Genomic DNA, 24,872 nt, shown 5'->3' on the forward strand with positions numbered 1-24,872 from the left:
AACAAAAAAACTATTTCCGCGCATCGACTCCTTTGGCGCGGATCTTTCTCCCCTCTTCATACCAAACCTGCCGGACAAGCCTGCTGCGCCACCTGCCGTCGACGCGTTCTATGTCGTAACCTTCCCGGTACAAAAGTTTTCCGGAGGGAAGATAGTCCGTCCGTTCGAGCAAAAGCTCCCTTCGGGTTTTGTCTCTGTCGATTTTTCCGAGAGAAACGAGCTCCACCGTTCCGCCTCCGGGAAGAAAGTGGGTCGTAATGATCTTGGCGGGGCTGAGCCTGTTTTTCAGATAGATGAAATGCTTGTGCATGCGCATCTCTCCGATGTCGGAGAAGTGCCAGATGTTGGAAGGGACCGGTATAAAATGGCCGGGTTTGTAGTTGATCAAACGATACTCCATAATCAGCGGTTCGCCGACAAACGAATAGAGTTCGACGGGATAGTAGCTCTTTCCGTCGCTCAGGTAGAGAATCCTCGACGAAAGAGACTCCTTCGCTTCCATTCTGAATCCTTCCGGAAGCGGCAGAATCTCCGTCTCGTTTCGATCGCGGATCCGCAGAGGAAGCTTCAGGCCGTGAAGCGAGCCAAGCGCTTCCAGCGAAACCCGCATGGGGCCCGGCAGCTGTGTCGGAGCACGAAAGATTCCGCTATCCTCATCACGAAGCGATCCTCTTCTTTTCCTGGATACCTCCGGCAGATCGAAAGAAGCTGCCGTCTGCGCGACGATTCGTGATGCGAAGTCGACTTTCTCGTTCAGACCGAAACGCTCCAGATTTTTCTGCAGAAGTACACGGTTGAGTTCATAGCTCCTTTGCAAAGCGGCGTGTTGCGCGGAAGAGGTGCCGATTTTCGAAGTTCGGTTCTCCTCGGGCAGGGAAGCCGCAGCGGCCGCCGGGGATGCCTTCGCTACAGAAATTTCCGCAGGGGCCTGCTTGTTTTCATAGAGCCATTTGGCTGTCAAAAAACCGCTCATGAAGATGAAGGCCACCGTGACCGCCGCACCGAGGATGTAGGCATACCGCTTCAAGGAATCCTCACTGGTCGGGTTTTTCGGCGGAATCGGTGCTTGCGGCGATTCGCTCTTTTTGCGATAGGCCAGGTACTTTTCAAGCAGATAGTCCCGTTCGGTCGCCAGACTCTTTTTGCCGAAATATTTCGAAGCGATGTCGGAAGGGAGATAGGCGTTTAGCAGCAAATCATATACCTTCTCGACAATCTTGACGTTGGACATCAGGGGAATGTCGTTGGCGACGAAATGCGATACCAGCCCCAATGCACGCTTCTCGCTGGCACCCCACGATTCATGCTTCAAGACGCGCTGCAGATCTTCCGTATTGGAAAATAGGGCGATAATCCGCTCCATTTTCGTCTGCAGAGGAATACCTTCTTCCGCATCCGCTTTTTCTCCATCCAAATGAATCCGCAAAATCGCATGTGCCCATGCGATGAGATTTTCATCGGGTGTGGAGTTTTGGAGTGTTCTGGAAGCATCGAGAAGCAGATACGCCTCTACACCGCTCAGAAGATAGCGCCGTTTTATCTCGTCCACCTCTTTTTCGGAGGGGATGGTCTCCATAAGGAATTTTACTTTTTCATCGAACGTCACACTTCTTCCTTTTCGAACCACGACGACAGCCCAGAGGAGTGTCGGGATTGGAATTTCAGAAGTGTATCAGCCATGAACTAAAAAAAACTTTTATTGCTGCTATGCTTCCTCGAATGGCATCGTCTCCTGCCCAATTTCCAGATAGCGGTTCCAGTAGTGGTCGACAAAGGTACGGACCGTTTCATTTTTGGGCAGCCAAACACCATCTTTTTTCTCGACATAACTCGCCAGGAATCCACCTGCATCACGTTTGGGAAGGTAGAACCCGTGCACGAGACGGATATAGCGTGCCCGATAGAGCGCTTTTTGCCTGCGATAGGCTCCGTCACTCAGATCGATCGAGAGTTTTTCGCCGTCGAACCCCAGTACTCCCGCTTCGAAGAGAATGTCGAGATGCAGCAACCCTTCGACATAATAGGGCTCCACCTCGCCCGTCTTGCGCCAGCTCATCAGGCTTACCGCACGGGCCACCGTATCGCGCAGGATCTCCTCTTGAAGCGTTTCGTCTTCGTGCATGAAAAATGCCATCAGCCCGCCTGTCGTCGCCTTGAACTCTTCGACGTTTTTATAGTTCCCGCTGCCGTTCATCTTCGTTTCGGTATCGTCGTCGACCCAGAGTACGTGGCCGTACTCGTGGCCAATCGTCGTGATCTCGTAAACTTTGTGCCAAAGTTCCGGTTTTTCAAGCATCACGGTACGCTGATGCAGAACAAAATCATCACCGAAGGTTTCGCGCGCAATGCGCATCACCGGACGCGCCTTTTTGGATTCGAGCACGTTGTCGGCGAACGCGAATATCTTTTTGCCGAGTTCACGGCTCACCTCCGTGTCGTTGGGGACCACCTGCGCCGAGAAGAGCCCCTGGAACTCCGCTCCGTAAAAGAGTGCCGGAATGCCGATGTAGAGCTGCGTACGCTCCACCTGCCTTGCACAGTTTTCATTAACCTCTCTTGCCTCTTCGCCAAATTCGTGGGCCAGCGCTTCGCTCATCTCGAGGATCCGGGCGGGGATCTTCGTCTCCTGCATCAGTTTCGGCGATGCCAGCCGGACGTCCCATTCCAATGCCACTGCCTTGCGGTAGTGATCTTCATAATACTCGAGAGGATGGCCGATCTGGATCGGTGCCGTGATCGCCATCCATTTTCGGTCTACTTCGGCCCACTTTTTGATCAGCCCTTCGGTTTCGGTATGGGAAAAAGCGTCGATAAGCGCATCGATATAGGCGAGCCACTCGGCCTGCTGGCCGAAGACCTCATCCTCCATCGTCGCCAATACGCCGCGCATATTGGTCAACTTGTTCACAACCTCCTGCACCTCCATCCGAAAGGCTTTCGCGTAAGGGACGCTTTTAAATCCTTTGCGCGTCTTCTTGAGTACCGAATAGCAGCGGTCGCCCACACACCCCTCTTCACGAAGATCGAGCAGATCTTCGGACTCCAGCATCTCGTAAATCTTCTCTTCATCCCCATTGAAGAGCTCGAAGAGTTCACGGTTGACACCGTGGATAATATGTGCCGTCCAGGCGCTCTGCCATGTGCTCATCGCTTCACCCACCCGGTGCGCCTCTTTCAAAATTTCGCGATAAAACGGTGTCAACAGCGCTTCATCCTCGATCCAGTCGAGCAGCTCCAGATGACGTTTCAGGTAGAAGTCGGCCACCATCTTGTAGGCACTCTCTTTCGCTTCGATGATCGCCTTTTCCTCGCGCCCCTCTTTTTCCAGCACCTGGGCCAGTGCATCGTCACGCAGGCCGATCAATCGCGTCAGCGCCGCCATCCGGGTCTCCGGCGTCTCGGGCAACTCGAGGCGTCTCAGGAAATCACCGATCCATGCCTCCGCCTCGGCATGGCCGCTCCCGAGCAGATCGTAGTAGCTTCCCAGCTCTTTTTGCCGCCGCAGGATTTCGTTATAGAGTGTTTGAAGATCCTCCATAAAGACCTCGTAGTAAGTTTCACGCATGCTGACTCCTGAGCATTTCAATAATCGGTTTCGCCAGTTTCAATGCCTTACTGCGGTGCGAAAGCTCTTTCTTGATCGCCGGATCGAGCTCCCCGATCGTTTCGTCGAACCCTTCGGGAACGAATATCGGATCGTAACCGAACCCCCCTTCGCCCCGCGGCGTGTCGATCGCCTTTCCGTGCATCCAACCGTGCACCACATATTCGGCATTTGGCGCGACGATGGCAATGGCTGCCGTATAGAAGGCCGGTGCCTCCTTCATGCCTCTCTTTTTCAATTCATCGACCAGTTTGCTCAGGTTATCCTTGTCGCTGGCACCTGCACCTGCATATCGTGCACTGTAGATACCAGGTTCACCGTTCACGGCCGGTACGGTAATCCCGCTGTCATCACTGATGACGATCGCGTCGTCTCGTCCGAGCTTTTCGAAGATCGTCCTGGCTTTGATCAATGCGTTTTCGGCGAAGGTCGAACCGTTCTCCTCGATCTCCATCGGTCCGAGAAGTTCGCTGAAGGGGACCACTTCGTCCTTTTCGAAGAGCGACTGAATCTCTCTTACTTTACCCTTGTTTGAAGTGGCGAGTATAATTTGCATTCTTTTCAATCCTTTTTTAATGATAGGAGTATAATTTTTGCAAAATTCTACCATAAGGAAAACAAAGTGAAAGAGATTTTCAAGAAGGTACTCCCTTTAAGTCTCATCGTCGCGCTGAGATTTTTCGGTCTCTTCATCGTATTGTCGGTACTATCGCAGTATGCGGTGGAGCTTCCGGGCGGTACGGCGTTTCTCGCCGGTGTCGCCGTCGGCGGATACGCCCTCACCCAGGCGGTACTGCAGGTTCCGTTCGGCGTGCTGAGTGACAAGATCGGGCGTAAAAAGACGCTGCTCATCGGTCTGCTCATCTTCGCGGCGGGATCGGTCATCTGTGCCGTCGCCGACAACATCTACATACTTCTGCTCGGGCGGTTCCTCCAAGGAGCCGGTGCGATCGGTTCGGTCGTCACGGCGATGATCGCCGACCATGTCCGTGAAGACCAGCGCGCCCATGCGATGGCTGTCATGGGAATGACGATCGCGATGAGCTTCGCCGCAGCGATGATCATCGGACCGATCATCGGCGGGTTCTACTCCGTCAGCGCCCTCTTCTGGCTCACGGCGATTCTCGCGATTCTGGCCCTTGCGATTCTCTTCACAGCCGTTCCGGAACCCCCAAAGATCATTCACAGCTACTCCGAAGAGGAGGCGAAGATCAAGCATGTCTTCAAAGACAAAGACCTTGTACGTATGTATATCACATTCCTCTTTCACAGTTCGACGATGGCGATCGCCTTTTTCCTGATTCCACTGGTGATGAAGCAGAAGTTCGGCCTGGAACCGGAGAGCTACTGGAAAATCTACCTGCCGGCCGTCTTCTTCGGCATCATCGCCATGGGGCCGGCGGCGGTATTCGGCGAAAAATATGGCAAAGGCAAAGAGGTCTTTCTGGTCTCCATCGCATTCATCGCCGCCGCCTTCGCTCTGATGGGATGGAGCAGTTCGGTCGTCTGGTTCGGCGTGGGTGCCACCTTCTTCTTCATCGGATTCAACATGTTCGAGCCGCTGCTGCAGAGTTTCGTCAGCAAGTTCGCAAAAGTCCATCAAAAGGGTGCGGCACTGGGTGTGGCCAACACCTTCGCCTATGTCGGGATCTTCCTCGGCGGTGCGATCGGCGGCTGGCTCTACCAAAAATTCGGCGCAAGCGGTGTTTCGATATTCGTCCTGTTCCTCACCATTTTCTGGGCGCTCTGGATCTTCACGATGCGAAGCCCCGGCGTGCGCGACAACCTCTTTTTACCGTATGTGGAATATGATAAAGAGAAAGTAGACGGGTTGAAACTGATCAACGGCGTGACCGATTTCTACCTCAACGAAACCGAGCAGATCATCGTCGTCAAATTCGACAACGAGATTGTCAGTGCGGAAGTGATCGAAACGTTTTTGAAGAAGTGAGAAATGGGTGGGCTTTGCCCACCGTCAGTATTGGGTGTTGAGGATTGAGTATTGAGCGTTGAGGGTTGAGAATTTAACTTGACCGGAGCTCGGCGAGCTACGCTCGCCTACTTCTCACTTCTCACTTCTCACTTCTCACTTCTCACTTCAGCGAAACCACCCGCACACGGTCACCCGCCTCTTTGTCACCCTCATCGGCATTCAGCCACAATAACCCCACGTCTCCCAGCATATTGGTCATGATGGCACTGCTGCCGCTGCGTTTTCCTTCGAAGTCGCACAGATACTCGCCATCTTCGAGCCACAAATTGCACGCTGCGAACTCCGTTTTGTTCTTCGTCTTCTTTCTGTAACCGTCGAGAATGCGGGCCGTCACGACCGGTATCGTGTATTCTCGCCCCTGCAAACGATAGAGAATCGGCAGGACATAGAGGATAAAAGTGACGGTGGAGGAGTAGGCGAAGCCGGGGAGTGCCACGATGAATTTATTACCTCTTTTCGCCACCATAATATGCTGCCCCGGTTTGATCAGCACCCCCTTGAAAGCGACATCGCACCCAAGCTCGTCGCGTATGACATCCTTGACGAAATCGTAGTCGCCTACGCTCACACCGCCGGTGGTGACGACGATGTCGGCACTTCGAAGTGCCTCTTTCATCGCGAAGGTAATGGCGGCACGCTCATCGTGGACGCTACCCATTTGCACCGGCTCCCCGCCGTGCTGTTTTACGAGCGCTTCAAGTGTGTAGTTGTTGGAACTTCGAATCTGCGCGGGGTTGTCACTGCACTCGCCAAGTTCCAGTACTTCACTGCCCGTGGCGAGAATGGCGACTTTGGGCTTTTGTACCACCAAAGGGGCCACGACGTTGAGGCTCGCCATAACGCCAACCTCGGCAAAGCCGATCGTACTCCCCTTTTTGACGAGTACTTCGCCTCTTTTGAAGTTCTCACCGACCGGTCGGACCGAAAAGCCCTCCGGCACCGGTTCATCGATACGTATGGCACCCCCTTCGACCGTCACATTTTCAATGGGAATCAGTGTATCGGCCCCTTCCGGCATCAGTGCACCCGTAAAAGTCTTTATGGCCGTTCCGGGTACGACACGCAATCCTTCCGTATCGCTGCCGGCGGGATTCTCTTCGATAATCTCCAGCCGCCCCAGAGATTGGTCGCTTCCGATAATCGCATACCCGTCCATCGCCGAAGTCGGATACTCCGGGGAGTTCTCCTGCGCGACGATATTTTCCGCCAGCACACGCCCCTGCGCGTTCGGCAGATAGACCTTCTCCACGCCGACCGCTTCGACAATCAGGCTATTCAACTTCTCCATTGATTCTTCGAAATCTATCATGATAATGTTGCCTTTTTAATTTCGGGATGTAAAACACGTGCAATTTATCTGCAATCGGACACCCACAAAGGGGCTGCTCATTTGAGCAAAAGCCCACTGCCATTCATGGGGGTCGAGCGTTTTTCGGCATAGATACGTTTGCCGTCGATCACGTCATATTTCCAGATCGGAGCGTTGGCTTTGAAATCTTCGACGAAGGCATCGAGCATCTCGAGTGCCACACGCCGCTTGGGACTGAAAATGGCGCAGGCGAAGGAAGATTTATGCACCGGAACATCGCCTTCGCTATGGGCCATCGCGAGCAACGCACCCTCTTTGGCCAGTTTCTCTTTCCATCTGCCGAACCACTGTTCGAGCACCGGACGGTAAATATCGAAACTCAGCGCTTCGATACCCCCTTCTTCACGGATCGTTCCAACGAAACTCACCATCGCACCGAAGTTTTTGTCGTGCTCCGCATCGTACCAGCGGCTCAGCAACTCCTCGACATCGATCGGTCCTTTGTATATCAACACCATCGCTCACCCGCCGCATACCGGAGGAAGAAGCGATATTCTATCCCCCTCTTTCAATTCGATATCGAGCGTGTTGACCATCGTGTCGTTGACGGCGACGGCGGACTGCTCGAGCCATTTCGCGATCTCGGGGTCCCTCTTCAGGACTTCGGCCACATCGGCGAGTGTTTTGGCGTCTATTTCGATCGGGGCTTTGCCGATTGGCCCCAAAAATTCCACTTTGACCATCATTTTCCCTCAATTTTTTGGAACGATTATAGCACAGTGGGTATAATGGCACTATGATTTTTGGAAAAATAGAATATCTCAACCTGCTGCCCTTTCATCTCTTTTTGAAACGCGCTTTACGCCACGGTATAGAGAAGAAAGCGTGGCAGAAACGCGGTTCGGTCCCCTCCCGGATCAACCGTGCATTCGAAGCAAGACGGGTCGATGCGGCCGTCATCTCCAGCATCAAAAGCAGAGGAAGAGAATGCACCGATTTCGGTATCGTCGCTGACGGCGAGGTGATGAGCGTTCTCGTTCTGCCGGGAAAAAGCCGCCGAGACACGGATTCGGACACATCCAACGCGCTGGCGAGCCTTCTGGGGATCGAGGGAGAGGTGATGATAGGGGACAAGGCACTGCGATATCGGCTCGCCAATCCGGGCGAAGGTATCGACCTCGCCGAAGCATGGAAAGAGCGGACTGGCCTCCCTTTTGTTTTCGCGAGGTTGTGCGCCCATTCCAGACATATCCGGCGTCTCAGACGGCTGACGCAACGCTTTTTCACCTCTCCTCCAAAAATTCCCTACCGAATCCTGAGGAGAGAGGCGAAGGCCCGCGGATTGAACGCTGCGGAACTTCGGAATTATCTGAATAAAATCTACTACCGGCTTGGCTGGCGGGAAAAAAGGGCGCTCAAACGCTTTTTACGAAACGAACGAAGAGGCAGAAGAAAAAGATGAAAATGAAATATACGCTTCTTTTTATACTTTTGATAGGAGGTGCGCTTCATCTATCGGCGGACGAACCGATTCAACCCATCCCTAAAACCATTCCCTACGATCACAAAAAAGCGGAACTCGGCAGGCTGCTTTTCATGGATCCGATGCTCTCTTCCGACGGTACGGTTAGCTGCCACAGCTGCCACGATTTCGACCATGGCGGAGCGGACCCGAGACCCGTTTCGATCGGCGTACACGGGAAGCCCGGCAATGTCAACGCCCCGACGGTCTTCAACAGCTACTTCAACTTCCGCCAGTTCTGGAACGGCCGCGCCAAAGACCTGAAAGACCAGGCCAACGGACCGCTCCACAATCCCGTCGAGATGGATATGATTCCCAAAGAGATCGAAACCTACATATCGAAAAACGGATACTACAACAGACTCTTCCGCGAAGTTTTTCACTCCGAACCCTCCTACCCGAAAGCGCTCGAAGCGATCGCGGAGTTCGAAAAGGCGCTCATCACGCCCAATTGCCGTTTTGACCGATACATGAGAGGAGAAATTGAACTCTCCGCTATGGAGAAAAAAGGGTACAGGCTCTTCAAAACCCTCGGATGCATCACCTGCCACAACGGAATCAACGTCGGAGGCAACAGCTACCAGAAATTCGGTCTCATCTTCCCTTACGTCTGGAGAGCGGAAAATCCCGACAGATATGCCATCACCCACGATCCGAAAGACAAGAATGTCTACAAAGTCCCGACGCTCAGAAACATCGCGCTCACAGCCCCCTACTTTCACGACGGGAGCGCGAAGAGTCTCGAAGAGTCTCTTCGTAAAATGGGCCACCACAATCTCGGTTTCGAACTGGAAGAGGAGGAGATCACGGCTCTGAAAGCTTTCTTGAACGCTCTCACCGGCGAAAAACCCGCCATTTTGCGAGAGGGCGGGCGAAAGCGATGAACCGGCTCTTCGCGAAAGTTGGCATCGCCCTGACGGCCGCGCTGCTCGGCATCGGCATCATCCTCTATCAGCAAAATTCTCTCAAAGAGAGTTTCGGTCGGATCGAATCGACCAACCAGACCTTCCAGAAACTCCATACCGACATCGTGACGCTCCAGCATACGGTTCTTCAGGCCAACTATTTTCTCTATTTCAACACCGACAGGATTCTTCAGGAGAGCAAAACCATCACAAACGAACTCCAATCGCTCGAAAAAAAGATCCGTGACAACGCCGACTACTATCCCTATACCCTTCACCATTTGCGAAAGACCCAAGCGCTTTTCGCAAAGCGGGTCGAAACGATCCACGATTTTCTGACCCTGAACGCCTCCTTGAAAAACAGTTTCGTCTATCTGCCGACACTGGCACGCAAAGCCTATACGCTCTTCGATATCACGAAACCGCTGGACCGGGAAATCATCCTGCTCCTTTCGAAAATCAACACCAGCCTTTTTCTCGCGAAAAACGCGCTCGACGAATCGTTCGTCGAAGAGCTGCACACGTACGAAAAGGAGCTGGCCGGCTATCTGAGACGTATCGGCGAGAAACGGAAAGCGCGTCTGCTGGAAGCCTCATACAGGCATCTCAATGTCTTCGTCTCCTATTTTCCGAGGTTTCATAAAGAGTTGAACGAAATTCTCGACAAATCGATGGTGCACAGCCTCGAGAAGACCTTCCGTCTCTTTTCGAAAGAGAGCAAAAAGGAGCTGGACCACATCAATACGATTGGAAACGTTTTCCTGCTCATCTATCTCGGCACCATTCTGGTCGTGATCTATTTCATTATCCATTCCGAAAAAGAGAATATCCGGTTGAAGAAGATGCGCGATTGGCTGGAAAAGTCGCTCGTGACCGATCCGCTTACGGGCCTTTTGAACAGAGAGGCGTACCATCACCGTAAGAACCTTCTATCGAAACCCGCACTGATTTTGCTCAATATCGACCGCTTCAAACATATCAACGAGTTTTACGGCGCCGCCATCGGCGATGCCGTCTTGCAAGAGTGCACCAAACGACTCAAAACCCTCCTTCAGACATCACAGAAAGCGTCTCTCTACCGTCTGGGAGGAGACGATTTCGGCGTTTTGTTCGAGTATGAAAACCAGGATGAGATCGAAGCGCTGATCGGAGAGATATTCGACAGCTGCGACAACACCTCCTTCGAGATAAACGGACTCGTTATCGATATCTCCATGTCCGCAGGCGCCAGCACGGCAAAAGAGCGCCTCCTGGAAACGGCGGACATGGCCCTCAAGGCGGCCAAATCATCCAGGCGTAGCCGCTATCTGATCTTCAATCCCTCCATGGACGTCTCCGAAACGATCGCCCGCAACATCCATGCCATTCAACAGCTCAAAACCGCCATCGCGAATGATGAAATTTTCCCCTATTTCCAGCCGATCGTCGATCTCGAAAGCGGAAAAACGGTCAAATACGAAGCCCTTGCACGCATGCGAACCGCGAGCAAAGAGGTTCTCACACCCTACCACTTTCTCGAAGCGGCGAAACAGGCGAAACTGAGCGGGACCATCACCGCAACCATTCTGCGCCAGACACTCGAAACGGCGCGCCAAAGCGGCGCGCACTTCAGCGTCAATATCTCGTCGGGAGATATCGCGAGCAGCTACGATAAAAAGATCATCTGTGGTCTTTTGCATGAATACGAAGAGATTGCGGACCGGATCACTTTTGAGATACTCGAAAGCGAAGAGATCGAGGATTACGAACTGGTGGCCGATTTTCTCAACCGGGTCAGACATCACGGCTGCAAGATCGCCATCGACGATTTCGGAAGCGGCTACTCCAATTTCGAAAAACTGCTGCAGCTCGATATCGATTTTCTGAAAATCGACGGTTCACTCATCAAAAATATCGACCACGACACCCACGCCGAACTCATCGTCCGAACCATCGTCGAATTCGCCAAAGGCGCGGGCATCGAAACGGTCGCGGAGTTCGTCCACTCCGAAGCGGTATTGAGAAAGGTGAAAAGCCTGGGCATCGGGTTTGGACAGGGCTTTTTTCTCGGCAAGCCACTCCCTTTTTCGGATTGTCCGGAGTGCCAAATAAAAGATTCATGATTTTCAGCTAAAATCACCTATACGCGATAGAATCTGGATGTTTCATTTTCCGCCCTCAGACAGAGCCAAACGAATGGAAGCTTCACCGAAGCCGGCTTTGTCAAAAAATTTCAGACAAAAGGTAAACCATGGATTTGGATCAACGATACGCCAATACCTGCCTACAGATACTAAGAAGTGACGACCTCACGCTTCCGGAGACGATCGAAAAAGAGCTTTCAACCCACCCCTTCGCAGCGGAGTTTATCGAAGACGAGAATGGTGCGCTCTATCTGAAGATCTACAGCACACACCATTTTATGTTGACGCAGATCGTACCACTTCTGAAAAATATCGGTCTGGCCGTCCACAGTGAAATCACCTACGAAATCCCTTTCGGAGAAAAAAAGATATCGGTCAGCCGCTATCGGATCGGAAACGAGCGTGTCGACGATATCAAGCGGACGAAAAAGAATATTCTCGAGCTTCTGGAAACGATGCTCTGCCACCCGAAACTCCCCAACACACCGCTTTTGCAGCTCACTCTGCTCGAAAATTTTTCCCCCCGGGAACTCGAGTTGCTCAACGCACTGATCGATTTCGAAAACCAGTTGGTCCTCTCCTTCAACCGCGTGACGATCACCGATGTTCTCATCAAACATCACCAAATCACCAAATCGCTTCTGACCTACTTCTATTTGAAATTCAACCCTGCCCTCAAACGCAGAAAAGAGCAGATGAACGAGAGCGAAAAGAGGATCGAAAAGATGCTCCATCCCATTACCCACATCACGGAAGATATGGTCATCCGTATGCTCTTCGAGATGATCCGACAGATGGTAAGAACCAACTTTTTTCTCGAAAAGGAGACGATCGCATTCAAAACACACACGGATCGAATCCAAGGCAAACTGGAGGGGATCCAGCCCCACATCGAAGCTTTCGTCCACCACTATCGTCTCAGCGGGGTCCATCTACGCATGGGAAAAGTGAGCAGGGGGGGAATCCGCTGGAGCGATCGATTCGAAGATTTCCGCGTCGAAATCCACTCTTTGATGCTTACGCAGGAGGGGAAAAATGCCGTCATCATTCCCCGTGGTGCAAAAGGAGGGTTTATCATACGTCTTCCGAGAGAAGAGATCGACCGCAATACTTTTAAACATTTCTACGAACTCTATATCGATGCCCTACTCGACCTTGTCGACAATCAGGAGGAGGGAAGAACGATCGTCAATCCGAAAATCGTCCGATACGATGGAGACGACACCTATCTTGTCGTCGCGGCCGACAAAGGAACCGCCCATATGAGCGATACCGCCAACGCGATCGCGCTAAAAAGAGCGTTCTGGCTGGGCGATGCGTTTGCGAGCGGAGGAAGCAACGGATACAACCACAAAGAACTCGGCATTACCGCCAAAGGAGCGATGCGTTCCGTGGAGCGCTTTTTTATCGAACGGGGCATCAACTTCTACGAAACACCGATAACCGTCGTCGGCATCGGGTCGATGAATGGGGATGTCTTCGGCAACGGTATGCTGCTGAGCCGCCATTTCAGGTTGCTGGCGGCCATAAGCCATAACGAAATCTTCATCGATCCAGACCCCGACCCGGAGATCTCCTACCAGGAGAGAAAACGCCTCTTCGCCGCGAGCCCCAAAGGGGGATGGCGATACTACGATCCTGAAAAGATCAGCGAAGGTGGCGGTGTCTTCGGACGCGACGAAAAGGAGATCCTGCTTTCGAACGCGATGCAGAAACTCTTCCGGACGACACGCCAGAGTATGAGCGGTGAAGAGATCGTGCAGGCCGTCTTGCGCTTGAAAGCGGATATGCTCTTCAACGGTGGCGTCGGAACTTACGTCAAAGCGAGTTGGGAGAGCAATCTCGACGTCGGCGACAAAGCGAACGAAAATGTCCGCATCGACGCGTCCGACCTGAAGGTTCATGCCGTTTGCGAAGGGGGAAATCTCGGATTCACGCTTCCTGCACGGATCGAATATGCGAAAGCGGGCGGCTTCATCAATCTCGACGCCATCGACAACTCCGCCGGCGTCAATACCAGCGATTACGAGGTCAATCTGAAAATCACGCTCGGTGCACTTGTAAGAAAGGGACAGCTGGACGACAAGAGCCGCCTCGAAGCGCTACAGCACCAGGCGGAAATGGTCACCAACAGGGTACTCTGGACCAACTACCACCAGTCGCTCGCCATTTCACTCGACTATCGCCGAAGCCAGCGCGATATGGTGCCGTTTCTACAGGCGATCGCCCTGCTCGAACGCGAACTTCCCGTCTTCAGCCGAAAACAGTTCCACATCCCCAAAGACGAAAAAATCGAGCAAGTACTCGATTCAAACCAGGGGCTCGTTCGTCCCCTACTCGGCACACTTCTCTCCTACGCCAAAATATTTCTGAAACGCCAGCTTCTCGAAAGCGACCTACTCGAAGAGTCGTTCGCCCAGGAGTACCTGCTCAAATATTTCCCAAAAACCTTTACCACCATCTACGAAGACGAAATACTCGGCCATCCCCTAAGGCGCGAAATCGCCGCTACCGTTATGGCCAACAGGGTCGTCAACAATGCAGGGGTCACCTTCGTCAGCGATTTCGACGAACTCGGCAACGAACGTTTCGTATCGAAAGTCAAAAGTTATCTGATATGCAACCAACTCTTCGGCTCCAACGATATCCGGTTCGAAATCTTCCGTCACGATTATGCGATGGAGGCCCAAAAGCAGTATGAACTGCTCTTCGAAATCGAGACGACGCTGGAGTTCAGCGTCAACTGGATGATACGCCATCTCTCACCCGAGCAGATCCATGCGCCGACACTTCTTCGGTACAAGAGCGAACTGGCGACCCTGATGGAGATGACACCGGATGAAAACATCGTTCCGATCGTCAACGAAAAGAGCCCGATCAACCGCTTTTTTCACCATCTTCCCTACATGAAATTCACTGTTGCCGCGATCATTCTGCATGAAAAGAACCACCGCCGCTTCGACGAAACGGCGAAGCTGATGTACGCCATCATCAAAGAGCTTCATATCAACGAAATCATGGAAGCACTGGAAAATTACCGTCCGAAAAACAAAGAGGAGCATACGATCAAAAAGCAGCTCGAAGAGTTCATCGAGTTCGCCGTCACCTCTCTGAGCGAAAAAGTGATCCACTACCAGAGAAAGAACGAAACGATGGAAGAGGCACTCAAAAGCTACCTTCACGATTGCGAAGAACGGTACACTTTCCTTCAGGAGAGTTTTGGAAAATTCATGGAACAGCCCGTCATCGAAAGGCTCGAGGATATCGCGATCCTCGTCAACAGCCTGATCCAGATGACCGTGGAGAATCCCATTTAAAAATGGGGAGATACGCCTCTATTCGCAGGGATCGGCGAGTATGAGTCCGATATCGGCGGCGAGCTTGGTGCGGTATTTGCAGTAGTCGAAACTCTCCACCTGCGCCACACCCTCTTCCACCGCCGCTCTCGCCACGGCCGCGGATTCCCAAAGCAATACCCGCTTGTCGAACGGTTTGGGGATCAGATAGTCGGGGCCGAAAGCGAGCTCCTCCCCACCGTAGGCATCTTTGACATATTGGGGAACCGGCTCTTTCGCCAGATCCGCAAGCGCTTTGGCCGCCGCCATCTTCATCCCCTCCGTGATCGCCGTCGCACGGACATCGAGCGCGCCTCGGAAAATGAAAGGAAATCCCAAAACGTTGTTGACCTGATTCGGGTAGTCGCTGCGGCCCGTACCCATCATCGCATCGTCACGCACTTCGGCGACCACTTCGGGCAAAATCTCCGGTACGGGATTCGCCAGGGCGAAGATGATGGGATCGGGTGCCATCGAAGCGACCATCTCTTTGGTCACGAGCCCCGCCCGAGAAAGGCCCAGCACCATGTCGGCACCGCGCATCGCATCTTCGAGGGTTCTGTCGGTGGTATCGAGTGCGAACTCGGCTTTGTAGGGGTTCAGGTCGTCACGTCCGCTGTGGATGACCCCTTTGGAGTCGAGCATCACGATCTCTTCGGCACCGAGCTGGCGGTACATCTTCGCACATGCAATACCCGCGGCGCCTGCACCGATGACGACGATCTTCATCTTCGAAATATCCTTTCCCGTCAACTCCAGTGCGTTCATGAGCCCCGCGCTCGTGATGATCGCCGTACCGTGCTGATCGTCGTGCATCACCGGAATGTTGGTAATTTTCTTCAGCTTCTCCTCGATTTCGAAACACTCCGGGGCTTTGATATCTTCGAGATTGATCCCGCCGAACGTCGGTTCGAGCGCTTTGCAGATCGCGATCAGCTTCTGCGGATCTTTTTCGTCGATCTCGATGTCGAAAGCGTCGACATTGGCGAACTTCTTGAAAAGGACCGACTTTCCCTCCATCACGGGCTTGCTCGCCCAGGGTCCGATATCGCCGAGTCCCAGCACCGCCGTTCCGTTCGTGATGACGGCGACGAGATTGGCTTTGTTGGTGTAGCGGTATGCCAATGCCGGGTCCTTCTCGATCGCCAGGCACGGCTCCGCCACGCCCGGAGTGTAGGCCATCGAAAGGTCTCGGGCGCTGTCGCAAGGCTTGGTGATCGCGATACCGATCTTGCCGCCTTCATGGTATTTTAGGACTTCGTCTTTTGTGATGCTATGAGGCACTGGATTCCTTTATGGTGTTCAATAGTTTTTCGATGCGCGCAACGGTCTCTTGTTTGCCGACGATACTCATCACATCGCTCAGATCGGGGCCGCCGAGGCGACCGATAAGTGCGACGCGAAGCGGCATGCCGATCTTGCCGAAACCGATCTCTTTTTCCTTGACGAAATTCTCCATCAGTGCATGGTAATCGGTCGGAAGATGCAACTCTCCGGCGGCATCTTCGATTTTCTGCACAAACGCTCTGAGAATCTCGGCGGCATTGCCTTTCATCGCCTTCTTGAGCGCTTTTTCATCGTAGCTTTCAGGTGTTTCGATCACCTCTTTGATCTGCTCCGCCATCTCTGCCAGCGTTTTGCATCGCTCTTTGAAAATGTCGAGCAGAATCTCGCGCTTGTCGTGGCTGAGCAGATAGAGGCCGAAATCTTCCAGCAGTTTCGCCAGACGCTCGTTGGAGCTGTTTTTGATGTAGTGGGCGTTGAGCCAGAGCAGCTTGTCCGGGTTGTACTGCGACGCGGAGGCGTTGATATCGGTCGGATCGAAGTGCTCGAGCATCTCCTCCATACTGAAAATCTCCTGGTCGCCGTGACTCCATCCCAGGCGTACGAGGAAGTTGAGCAGCGCTTCGGGAAGATAGCCGGCACGCTTGTAGTCCATGACATCGGCCGCGCCGTCGCGTTTGGAGAGCTTCTTTCCCCCTTCGCCCAGGATCATCGGCACATGATAGAAACGCGGCAGTTCGAAGCCGAGCGCTTCGTAGACGATGATCTGCTTGGGCGTGTTGTAGAGGTGGTCGTCACCGCGGATAACGTCGGTCATCCCCATCAGCGCGTCGTCGATCGCGACAACGAAGTTGTAGGTCGGAGTCCCGTCGCTTCGGGCGATGATGAAGTCATCGACTTCATCGGCTTTGATCGTGATGGTCCCTTTGATCCCGTCTTCGAAAACGATTTCGCCCTCCAGCGGCGCCTTGATGCGCACGACCGGTTCGACCCCCTTCGGCGGCGTTCCGGTGAAATCACGATAGCGCCCGTCGTAGCGCGGCCGCTCTTTTTTCGCCATCTGCTCTTCGCGGAGCTTGTCGAGCTCCTCTTTGCTCATGTAGCAGTAGTAGGCCTTCCCCTCGTCGAGCAGCTTCAGGATGTAGCTTTTGTAGAGGTCGAACCGGTCGGACTGATAGACGGGTTCGCCGTCGTAGTAGAGGCCGACCCAGTCGAACGCCTCGAGGATCGCTTTCGTCGCTTCGGCCGAGTTGCGGCTCTGGTCGGTATCTTCGATACGCAGCTTGAACTCCCCGCCGTTCCTCCGTGCCCAAAGATAGTTGAAAAGTGCGGTTCTCAGCCCGCCGATATGCAAAAATCCCGTTGGTGACGGGGCAAAACGTGTCACTACCATAATTTGTCCACCTTTGAAAATAGTTGGGCCATTATAGTTTCTTTTAGATAAAAAGCTGATACAATATCGGCTATAACTATTGTGAGGTATCCACCGAGATGATAAAACCGTTACGCCTTCTCCTTTCGGCATGTTTGATTTCCGCCACAACGATCTACGCCGGCCTTGTGGACGCCATCAGCATCGTTGTCGACGACCAGCCCATCACCCTGTACGAGATCTACAAAGCCCAGAAACAGCTGGGTCTGTCGAAAGAGAAAGCGGTCGAATACCTGATCAAGCAGCGCCTCAAAGACGAGGAGCTGAAGCGTCTGGGCATTCAGGTCGACGATTTCGACGTCAATCAGGAGATCGAACGCATTGCGCAGCAGAACAACATCGACTCGCTGAAGATGCGCACGATCCTGGCCAATCAGGGGGTCGACTGGGACGCATACAAAAAGAGGGTCAAGGAGAAACTGCTGCAGGAACGGCTCTACCGCCAGATCCTCAGCACCAAAATCCAGCCGCCGAGCGATACGACACTCGAAGAGTACTATCGTCTGCACATCGACGAATTTTCCATCCCTGAAGCGATACGCGCGATCCAGTACTCCGCCCCTTCCAGGCAGGCACTTCAAAAGGCGATGAAAAATCCGATGGCGGCCGTTCCGGGCGTCACCCAGACCGCCCAGACGATCCCCACGAACAAGCTCGACCCCCAGCTCCTCTATCTTCTGACACAGACACCCAAAGGGCAGTTCACACAAATCATCCCCGCAGGCGGGCAATTCGTCACATTTCTGATTCAGGAGCTCGTCAACCCAAGGCCGCTTCCGTTCGAACAGGTCAAGCAGAAAGTCTATGCCAAATGGATGGAGGAGAAACGCAAAGAGGCGATCGAAAGCCACTTTGAAAAACTCCGCGCCGCCGCCAACGTCAAAATCCTTCGCGCTCCCTGACCGTCATGATCCGGCATCTGCTCACGGCACTGCTCTGCCTTTTCGCCGCTCCCCTTTTCGCCTATGTCGATATCTCTCCCATCGAAATCGGGGAGCATCCCGGAACAAGCGGTTCACTGGCCCTTTCGCTCTCCAACCAGCGCGGCAATACGGAAAAAACGGAGATAGGGCTCGATCTCGACCTTCGCTACGACAGCAACGCCAGCTATGCCATCTGGGCGCTTGGCGGCTACAACTACACCGACACGCTCGGAGCGCAGATCGAGAACAAAGGATTCGCCCACCTGCGTTATCTTTACAAAATCAGTGATCCGTTCTATGCCGAAGCCTATATCCAGACCGAAAGCAACAAACTCAGAGAGATCGAGAACCGATCGCTGGCAGGAGCGGGGGTTCGCTACCGGTTCTATGACGACAGAACCTATGGGCGTATCTACTTTGGGATGGGCCTGCTCTACGAACGGTTGCGATTCAGCAATCCGGAGATCGATCCGGACGAATACAATACCCGTTTCAGCGGCTACCTCCACTACTCAAAAAACTTTTCCAACAAAACGGAGATCAACGCCTATCTCTTCTATCAGCCAAAAATCGATGCATGGGAGGACTATACGGTCCACTCCATCGCGGAACTGCAGACACCGATCTTCGAAAATTTCTACCTCCTGCTTCGCCTTATCAACAATTACGACTCCACGCCGCCCAAAAACAACGATGTCAAAACATACGACGTAGCGCAGAAAGTTTCACTGATGTGGAAGTTTTGAGAGAAAAGAGAGCGACAGAGTAACGAAAAAAACGGCCCGAAAAGGGGCCGCTTCCTACATGTGGGATTCGAGGTATTTGGTATCGAAGCGGTTTTCGATGAAATCGGGGTTGCGCATCATACGGCGGTGAAAATCGATGACGGTTTTGACGCCACCGATCTCGAACTCGTCCATCGCACGGCGCATCTTTTTGATCGCACGGGCACGGTCTTTGTCCCATACGATCACTTTTCCGATCATCGAGTCGTAATGCTGCGGGATAATGTAACCCGCATGGGCATGGCTGTCGATACGCACATCTTTTCCGCCTGGCGCGATCCATTTGCTGATCTTTCCGGGACAGGGGATGAAGTTGACCGGATCTTCGGCCGTGATGCGGCACTCGATCGCGTGACCCTCGAGTCGTACGTCGCTCTGGTCGAAAAGCCTCTCCCCTTCGGCGATGCGGATCATCCATTCGATGATGTCGATGCCGCTCACCATCTCGCTGACGCAGTGCTCTACCTGAAGACGGGTGTTCATCTCCATAAAATAGAAGTTTTTGTGTTTGTCGACCAGAAACTCGAAGGTTCCTGCACTCTCGTAGCCGATATGCTTCGTCGCCTTGACCGCCGCTTCATGCAGCTTCGCCCGCGTCTCGTCATCGAGGAACATCGCCGGCGACTCTTCGATCAACTTCTGGTGACGTCGCTGCATCGAGCAGTCACGTTCGCCGATATGAACGGCATTGCCGTGGCTGTCGGCAAGCACTTGGACTTCGATATGGCGCGGATTTTCGATAAATTTCTCCATGTAGATCGTCCCATCGCCGAATGCCGTGATCGCTTCGCTTTCGGCCGCGAGGAAGGCGTTCTCGACATAGCTCTCGTCTTCGACGACACGCATCCCGCGGCCGCCGCCGCCGGCTGCGGCTTTAAGAATAACTGGGAAACCCATCTCTTTGGCGAGTTTTTTCGCCTCTTCGACCGTTTCGACGGCCCCGTCGCTTCCCGGGATGACCGGAACGCCCGCCTCTTTCATCACCTGCTTCGCTTTGCTTTTGTCGCTCATCAGTGCCATGACGTCGACGCTGGGGCCGATAAACTTGATATCGTGAAACTGGCAGATCTCGACGAAATTCTGGTTTTCGCTCAAAAAGCCGTAACCGGGAAAGATCGCGTCGCACTCGCTCACTTCCGCCGCCGCGATGATCGCCGGAATATGCAGATAGCTCTCGCCGCTTTTTGCGCCGCCAATGCAGATCGTCGCATCGGCAAGCCGCAGGTAGCTGGCATCTTTGTCGGCCGTGGAGTATACGGCGACCGCCTCCTTGCCCATCTCTTTGATCGTTCGAATCGCCCGAAGCGCGATTTCACCGCGGTTTGCGATCAGGATACGTTTGATTTCAGCCATCGGCTCAGACCTTCTCTACCAGGAAAAGCGGCATGTCGTACTCGACCGGCTGGCCGTCTTCCACCAGGATATCGAGTATTTTGCAGTCGAACTCCGCCTCGATTTCGTTCATGATCTTCATCGCCTCGATGATGCAGAGCGTCTGACCTTTGCGAACGACATCGCCGATGTTGACAAACGGAGGGGAGTCCGGTGAAGGTGAGCGATAGAAGGTACCGACCATCGGAGAGGTGATGTAATCGGCATTTTCCGGGATGCTCTTCTCACTCTGCTCTGTCGGAGCGGGGGCTGTTGCGGCAGGCGCCGGAGCGGCCTGTACCTGCTGTACCGGTGCCGCTGTGGCCGCCACGGCCGCACCGCCTTTTTCGAGTGTCAGCGCAAAATCGCCGTCTTCGACTTTCAGCTTGCTCAAATCACTGCCGTTAAATACTTTTATCAGATCTTTTATCTCTTTCAGATTCATCACATTCTCCAAAAATTTAAAGTAAGGTGTAATATAATAACACATCTATATTTAGAGGATGATTGATGGGGCTCAAGAGCGATACGTGGATACGTGAAAAAGCACTGAAAGAAAAGATGATCGAACCGTTTTGTGAAGATCAGGTGGGCAAAGGGGTCGTCAGCTACGGCCTCAGCAGTTACGGCTACGACATACGCGTCAGCGACGAATTCAAAATCTTCACCAACGTCAACGCCGAAGTGGTCGATCCAAAACACTTCGACGAGCGAAACGTCGTCGATTTTCAAGGCGACATCTGTATCGTGCCGCCCAACTCCTTCGCGCTCGCGCGCACCGTCGAGTATTTCCGCATTCCCCGTAACGTCCTGGCGATCTGCCTGGGCAAAAGCACCTACGCCCGCTGCGGTATCATCGTCAACGTCACGCCGTTCGAACCCGAGTTCGAAGGCCACATCACGATCGAAATCTCCAACACGACACCGCTTCCGGCCAAAATCTATGCCAACGAAGGGATCGCACAGGTACTCTTTTTCGAAGGTGACGAGATGTGCGAAACGAGCTACAAAGACAAAGCCGGCAAATACCAGGCACAGACCGGCATCACGCTGCCGCGCATATTGAACGAAGATTGAGACAGACACTCATTCTGCTTCTTGTCGCACTCTTTGTCGCGGCCGCTTTCTACCTCAACCGCTCGCGCCATCTCTCCAAAACGGAACACCGCCACGAAACGAAGCGCGAAGCGGCCGAATGTTCGGTGTGCAGAGAAAAAGAGAGTAAAAAGACACTGGAAGAGCTGCGCTCCGTCGCCTACCTGGAACGCTACATCGAAAATGTCATCAACAACGGCTCGTCCCAAAAACTCGGGTACGCCTACGGCGACATGCAAGCCGGTTTCGCCGATCCGGAGGCGGCCAAAAAGATCGCTGCCTACGTCGTCACTCTGGCAGGTCTGAAACCGACCCATCCCGAGTGGGTCAGGGAAGGACACACCTTCTATGTCAGCAACTGCGGCGGATGCCACGGCGAAGACGGCAAAGGTGTCCACGGAACCTTCCCCGACCTGACGCGCCATCCGCTGCTGGGAATCGAAAAGCGCATCCGCGAGGCCGAGAAGCTGCGCTCATCCTCACCGAAAGAGTGAAGCGAGCCTCTTCCAGTCGATCTTTTTCATCAGATCGAGCGCCTCTTTCCAATCCATGTTCTGGAAGTTCCCTCCCAGCACGGCGTTGTCCGCCAACCGGACGACGATGCCCCCCGAACGCTCTTTTTTGTCGTAGGAGATACCGACCTGGAATCCGTCGATCGTTTCGAGTTTCACCAGCGCCTCGTCGTTTTCTATCGTGGTGCCGGCGGCGTAGGGTCCCCACATCATCATCGCCTGCATGCCGCTCACCACGGTCACTTCCAGGCTGCTGTCGCCTTTGGTATAGGTTTTGGCGGCCGTCACCACTTCGCCCATCATCGGGTTGACCATCTTCATCCCCTCACATTTGGTGAGGGACCATCCGGGAATCTCTCCCAACTCTTCGCACAGCGTCTTGTAGTTCGGAAGATTCGCACCCAGAGCCAGTGTGGCGCCGAGGGCCACGCTCAGTATACTTCTCGTTATCGGTTTCATCGTTCACTCCTTCTGTAGATATGTATGGTATCGAAATCACTGATAAACAGTGCATCGTCTCCCGCCGTCGCGTCCAGCACCGTCGAATCCGCAAAATCGACGAGCTGGCGCAATCGCAAATCCGAGGCGTCCAGCACCTTCAGCGCCACCGCCCGCCGCTTCAAACAGCCCCGGTAGGCGGCGAAGCGATTGTGCGGGGCGCTCATGAAGCCGAAGATATGGCGCCCATCCCGCGAGGGGAAAAAGAGGCCCGCATAACTTTCGTGCCTGCGGGAGGCGGCCACGGTGCGGCCCGTTTCGGCATCGAAGATCCGTAGCGCCCCGAAAATCGTCGAGGCGACGATCCTCCCGTCGCCGGGAAGAAAGGCGACGCAGCGGTAGGGTTTGTAGCTCTCTTTCGTCCGCCACCGCAGGGTTTTTGTCTCGTAATTCCAGAGTCGTCCGTTGTCGTCGAAGAGCCAGGGGCGGGTATGGGCGAAGACGAAAGCCCCACCGCCCCCTTCGATCTCGAAAACCGGCCGCAGGCTCTTCGTGTCGAAAAGGCCGATGCCGCCGTCTTTCAGCAGCAGGGCGACACGCTCGCCGTTAGGCGAGAAGCGGTAGTGGGGGACGCGATAGGATTTTCCGAAAGCCTCCCCCGAACTGTCGCGGGAATCGAAAAGCAGGGTGCGCTTTTCAAGTCGCCAGGTTTTTCTGTCGATGAAACGCAGTGCCTTCTGGTTCCACTTTTTCGGGTTTTCGACCAGAAAGGTCAGAGACTCACCGTCGGATGTGAAGCACACCTCGTCGACGGCGTTGGCGAAAATGGCGGAATAGAGCCTTTTGCCCGAGGGTACGGCCAGAACGTCGATGCGCCCGACGGGGTGGTAGCGCCCTTTGCTATCCTCCACGCTCAGATCGGTCAACACCGCCAGCTCGCGCCCGTCGGGAGAGAAGTCGAGCGACAGGACCGGCTGGTCGATACCCAGAGCGACTTTGCGCCATTCACCCCGGCCGCTCACCAGAATCACCCCCGTTTCGCCCAGATTGCCGATGGGCTCTTTGGAGGCTTCGGGGTGGCTTTTCGCATAGGTCAGCGCCCCTTTCAGAAACAGCGGCACCGCCTCCTGCACCACCGCCGGAGGCATCAGGCGCTTCACCCACGAAGGGGCGCCGGACTCCTCCCGGGCCGCGGCTTTGCGGCCCGCCTCTCTCATCGCCTTTTCATACTTCTCCCAGCTGCCGTATTCGCGCCGGATCCCTTCGTCGATGATGGTACGCATCCTCTTTTCGTGGGCTTCGAGCTCTTCGGGGGTGGGCTCGACCTTGCTGACGTAACCGAAGGCGGCCCACTCGCCGCCCGATCGCGCGGGAGTGAAGTAGTAGGTGCCGGGAATTTGGATCTGCCGCGTCTGCTCGAACGGTGCGGCCCAGATCGCTGTGGCGAAGAGGAGAGAGAGGAGCCAAAGCGCTCTCATCTTGGCACTCCACCGAAAGGAGCGATCGGAAAGGCGGCCGGCCCACGCGGCAGCGCGAAGGTTTTGGCCCGTTTTCTCGCTTTCGCGTCGATCGTCGTCTCGCCCCCTTCGAATCCGAAGTCGATCAGTTCAGCACCCGGTCGCCCGGGAAGGCGGACGACACCGAAAGGGACCCGTTCACTCACGAGTATCGTCTCCCCCGTTTCGGAGGTGATGGCAGTCGCTTCAATCCTCTTTCCGCTCTTTAGCCTGACCGACCGCGAAGAGAGCCGCGGTATATGGGAACAATCGGGTGGTACATGGATCTGAGCGGGAGTGAGAATGGTGCTGAGACTCCGGCGCCCCATAAAAGTTTCGAGTATGGATAGCTGGGAGTAATCGAGCCGAAAGAGGCCATTTTTCGTGCGCACGAACAGGAGACGTGGATCGAGGGTGCGCATCGTGTAGGTTTCGCCACCGATCGTGAAACGTTTGTCGACGATGGCGTACCAGACCTGTTCGACCACGGGAGCATTCCCAAACTCGATACCTTGCAGGGTCGAGTTTCCGATGCGCGCTCTGCCGGCGTAGACGGCTTTGACGCTCCGGTCGCCGGCACGATACTCGGCCCACGCGCCGGGCTCGAGTTTTTCGAACGCATCGGTCACGATGGCGTTTTGCAGATCGAACAGTTTTTGACTCGTTTCGATGCATAGCGCATCGTTTCCTGCCATCAGGGGCAGCAGAGAGAGTATCAGCGTCAAAAAAATCCGTTTCATTCCAT

At 54.1% G+C, this 24,872-nt stretch carries 22 protein-coding genes; 9 read left to right on the top strand and 13 right to left on the bottom strand.

Going from position 1 to position 24,872, the window contains the following annotated elements:
- Positions 1 to 10: 10 nt before the first annotated feature.
- From QUD54_RS05760 to rdgB, 3 genes are all read right to left on the bottom strand, one after another.
- The gene (locus tag QUD54_RS05760) at positions 11 to 1,606 is read right to left on the bottom strand and encodes a hypothetical protein (protein WP_286335990.1); all 1,596 of its coding nucleotides are present in this window, start codon (positions 1,604 to 1,606) and stop codon (positions 11 to 13) included.
- A 99-nt stretch (positions 1,607 to 1,705) separates the two neighbouring features.
- Positions 1,706 to 3,565, bottom strand: a complete 1,860-nt coding sequence (gene ciaB / locus QUD54_RS05765; RefSeq protein ID WP_286335991.1) for an invasion protein CiaB — start codon at positions 3,563 to 3,565, stop codon at positions 1,706 to 1,708.
- The gene (rdgB, locus tag QUD54_RS05770; protein ID WP_286335992.1) at positions 3,558 to 4,160 is read right to left on the bottom strand and encodes an RdgB/HAM1 family non-canonical purine NTP pyrophosphatase; all 603 of its coding nucleotides are present in this window, start codon (positions 4,158 to 4,160) and stop codon (positions 3,558 to 3,560) included. The genes ciaB and rdgB overlap by 8 nt, the downstream gene beginning before the upstream one ends.
- Positions 4,161 to 4,235: 75 nt before the next feature.
- On the opposite strand from rdgB, the gene QUD54_RS05775 reads away from it, so the two are divergent.
- Complete coding sequence (locus tag QUD54_RS05775) at positions 4,236 to 5,555, top strand: MFS transporter (RefSeq protein WP_286338019.1); 1,320 nt, start codon at positions 4,236 to 4,238, stop codon at positions 5,553 to 5,555.
- 142 nt (positions 5,556 to 5,697) lie between these two features.
- Here the strand turns inward: QUD54_RS05775 and QUD54_RS05780 are convergent, their stop codons facing one another.
- The 3 genes from QUD54_RS05780 to QUD54_RS05790 form a co-directional block, all read right to left on the bottom strand.
- Complete coding sequence (locus tag QUD54_RS05780; RefSeq protein WP_286335993.1) at positions 5,698 to 6,906, bottom strand: molybdopterin molybdotransferase MoeA; 1,209 nt, start codon at positions 6,904 to 6,906, stop codon at positions 5,698 to 5,700.
- Positions 6,907 to 6,983: 77 nt separating this feature from the next.
- Positions 6,984 to 7,424 (bottom strand): molybdopterin synthase catalytic subunit, encoded by a 441-nt coding sequence (locus QUD54_RS05785; RefSeq protein ID WP_286335994.1) that lies wholly within the window; start codon positions 7,422 to 7,424, stop codon positions 6,984 to 6,986.
- A 3-nt stretch (positions 7,425 to 7,427) separates the two neighbouring features.
- The gene (locus QUD54_RS05790; protein WP_286338020.1) at positions 7,428 to 7,649 is read right to left on the bottom strand and encodes a MoaD/ThiS family protein; all 222 of its coding nucleotides are present in this window, start codon (positions 7,647 to 7,649) and stop codon (positions 7,428 to 7,430) included.
- Between the two features lie 53 nt (positions 7,650 to 7,702).
- On the opposite strand from QUD54_RS05790, the gene QUD54_RS05795 reads away from it, so the two are divergent.
- From QUD54_RS05795 to QUD54_RS05810, 4 genes are all read left to right on the top strand, one after another.
- Positions 7,703 to 8,368: an MqnA/MqnD/SBP family protein gene (locus QUD54_RS05795; protein ID WP_286335995.1), complete on the top strand. Its 666-nt coding sequence runs from the start codon at positions 7,703 to 7,705 to the stop codon at positions 8,366 to 8,368.
- A gap of 2 nt (positions 8,369 to 8,370) precedes the next feature.
- The gene (locus QUD54_RS05800) at positions 8,371 to 9,312 is read left to right on the top strand and encodes a cytochrome-c peroxidase (protein ID WP_286335996.1); all 942 of its coding nucleotides are present in this window, start codon (positions 8,371 to 8,373) and stop codon (positions 9,310 to 9,312) included.
- Entirely contained in the window at positions 9,309 to 11,435 is a 2,127-nt protein-coding gene (locus tag QUD54_RS05805; protein WP_286335997.1) for a putative bifunctional diguanylate cyclase/phosphodiesterase, read from the top strand. The genes QUD54_RS05800 and QUD54_RS05805 overlap by 4 nt, the downstream gene beginning before the upstream one ends.
- A 128-nt stretch (positions 11,436 to 11,563) precedes the next feature.
- Entirely contained in the window at positions 11,564 to 14,773 is a 3,210-nt protein-coding gene (locus tag QUD54_RS05810; RefSeq protein WP_286335998.1) for an NAD-glutamate dehydrogenase domain-containing protein, read from the top strand.
- Between the two features lie 18 nt (positions 14,774 to 14,791).
- Here QUD54_RS05810 and QUD54_RS05815 read toward each other — a convergent pair whose 3' ends face one another.
- Positions 14,792 to 16,075 (bottom strand): malic enzyme-like NAD(P)-binding protein, encoded by a 1,284-nt coding sequence (locus QUD54_RS05815; RefSeq protein ID WP_286335999.1) that lies wholly within the window; start codon positions 16,073 to 16,075, stop codon positions 14,792 to 14,794.
- On the bottom strand, positions 16,065 to 17,468 hold the full coding sequence (gltX, locus tag QUD54_RS05820; RefSeq protein ID WP_286336000.1) for a glutamate--tRNA ligase: 1,404 nt from the start codon (positions 17,466 to 17,468) through the stop codon (positions 16,065 to 16,067). Before gltX ends, QUD54_RS05815 begins: the two co-directional genes overlap by 11 nt.
- A gap of 98 nt (positions 17,469 to 17,566) precedes the next feature.
- On the opposite strand from gltX, the gene QUD54_RS05825 reads away from it, so the two are divergent.
- Together QUD54_RS05825 and QUD54_RS05830 are read left to right on the top strand one after the other, a co-directional pair.
- The gene (locus QUD54_RS05825; protein ID WP_286336001.1) at positions 17,567 to 18,409 is read left to right on the top strand and encodes a peptidylprolyl isomerase; all 843 of its coding nucleotides are present in this window, start codon (positions 17,567 to 17,569) and stop codon (positions 18,407 to 18,409) included.
- Between the two features lie 5 nt (positions 18,410 to 18,414).
- Positions 18,415 to 19,176, top strand: a complete 762-nt coding sequence (locus QUD54_RS05830) for a DUF481 domain-containing protein (protein WP_286336002.1) — start codon at positions 18,415 to 18,417, stop codon at positions 19,174 to 19,176.
- A 54-nt stretch (positions 19,177 to 19,230) separates the two neighbouring features.
- Here QUD54_RS05830 and QUD54_RS05835 read toward each other — a convergent pair whose 3' ends face one another.
- Together QUD54_RS05835 and accB are read right to left on the bottom strand one after the other, a co-directional pair.
- On the bottom strand, positions 19,231 to 20,568 hold the full coding sequence (locus QUD54_RS05835; protein ID WP_286336003.1) for an acetyl-CoA carboxylase biotin carboxylase subunit: 1,338 nt from the start codon (positions 20,566 to 20,568) through the stop codon (positions 19,231 to 19,233).
- 4 nt (positions 20,569 to 20,572) lie between these two features.
- Positions 20,573 to 21,031, bottom strand: a complete 459-nt coding sequence (accB, locus tag QUD54_RS05840) for an acetyl-CoA carboxylase biotin carboxyl carrier protein (protein ID WP_286336004.1) — start codon at positions 21,029 to 21,031, stop codon at positions 20,573 to 20,575.
- 65 nt (positions 21,032 to 21,096) lie between these two features.
- On the opposite strand from accB, the gene dcd reads away from it, so the two are divergent.
- A complete protein-coding gene (gene dcd, locus QUD54_RS05845; RefSeq protein WP_286336005.1) occupies positions 21,097 to 21,663 on the top strand; it encodes a dCTP deaminase in 567 nt (188 codons plus the stop codon).
- Positions 21,660 to 22,175, top strand: coding sequence for a c-type cytochrome (locus QUD54_RS05850; protein ID WP_286336006.1), 516 nt, complete (start codon positions 21,660 to 21,662; stop codon positions 22,173 to 22,175). Before dcd ends, QUD54_RS05850 begins: the two co-directional genes overlap by 4 nt.
- On the opposite strand, the gene QUD54_RS05855 is transcribed toward QUD54_RS05850, so the two are convergent.
- The 3 genes from QUD54_RS05855 to QUD54_RS05865 are packed head-to-tail and all read right to left on the bottom strand — an operon-like array spanning position 22,161 to position 24,867.
- Complete coding sequence (locus tag QUD54_RS05855) at positions 22,161 to 22,652, bottom strand: hypothetical protein (protein ID WP_286336007.1); 492 nt, start codon at positions 22,650 to 22,652, stop codon at positions 22,161 to 22,163. The two genes, QUD54_RS05850 and QUD54_RS05855, sit on opposite strands and share 15 nt — an antisense overlap.
- A complete protein-coding gene (locus QUD54_RS05860) occupies positions 22,649 to 24,109 on the bottom strand; it encodes a WD40 repeat domain-containing protein (protein ID WP_286336008.1) in 1,461 nt (486 codons plus the stop codon). Before QUD54_RS05860 ends, QUD54_RS05855 begins: the two co-directional genes overlap by 4 nt.
- Positions 24,106 to 24,867 carry a hypothetical protein gene (locus QUD54_RS05865; protein WP_286336009.1) on the bottom strand — a complete coding sequence of 254 codons (762 nt, stop codon included), beginning with the start codon at positions 24,865 to 24,867 and terminating at the stop codon, positions 24,106 to 24,108. Before QUD54_RS05865 ends, QUD54_RS05860 begins: the two co-directional genes overlap by 4 nt.
- Positions 24,868 to 24,872 lie beyond the last annotated feature (5 nt).

It is taken from the genome of Hydrogenimonas cancrithermarum (assembly GCF_030296055.1).
Lineage (GTDB): Bacteria > Campylobacterota > Campylobacteria > Campylobacterales > Hydrogenimonadaceae > Hydrogenimonas > Hydrogenimonas cancrithermarum.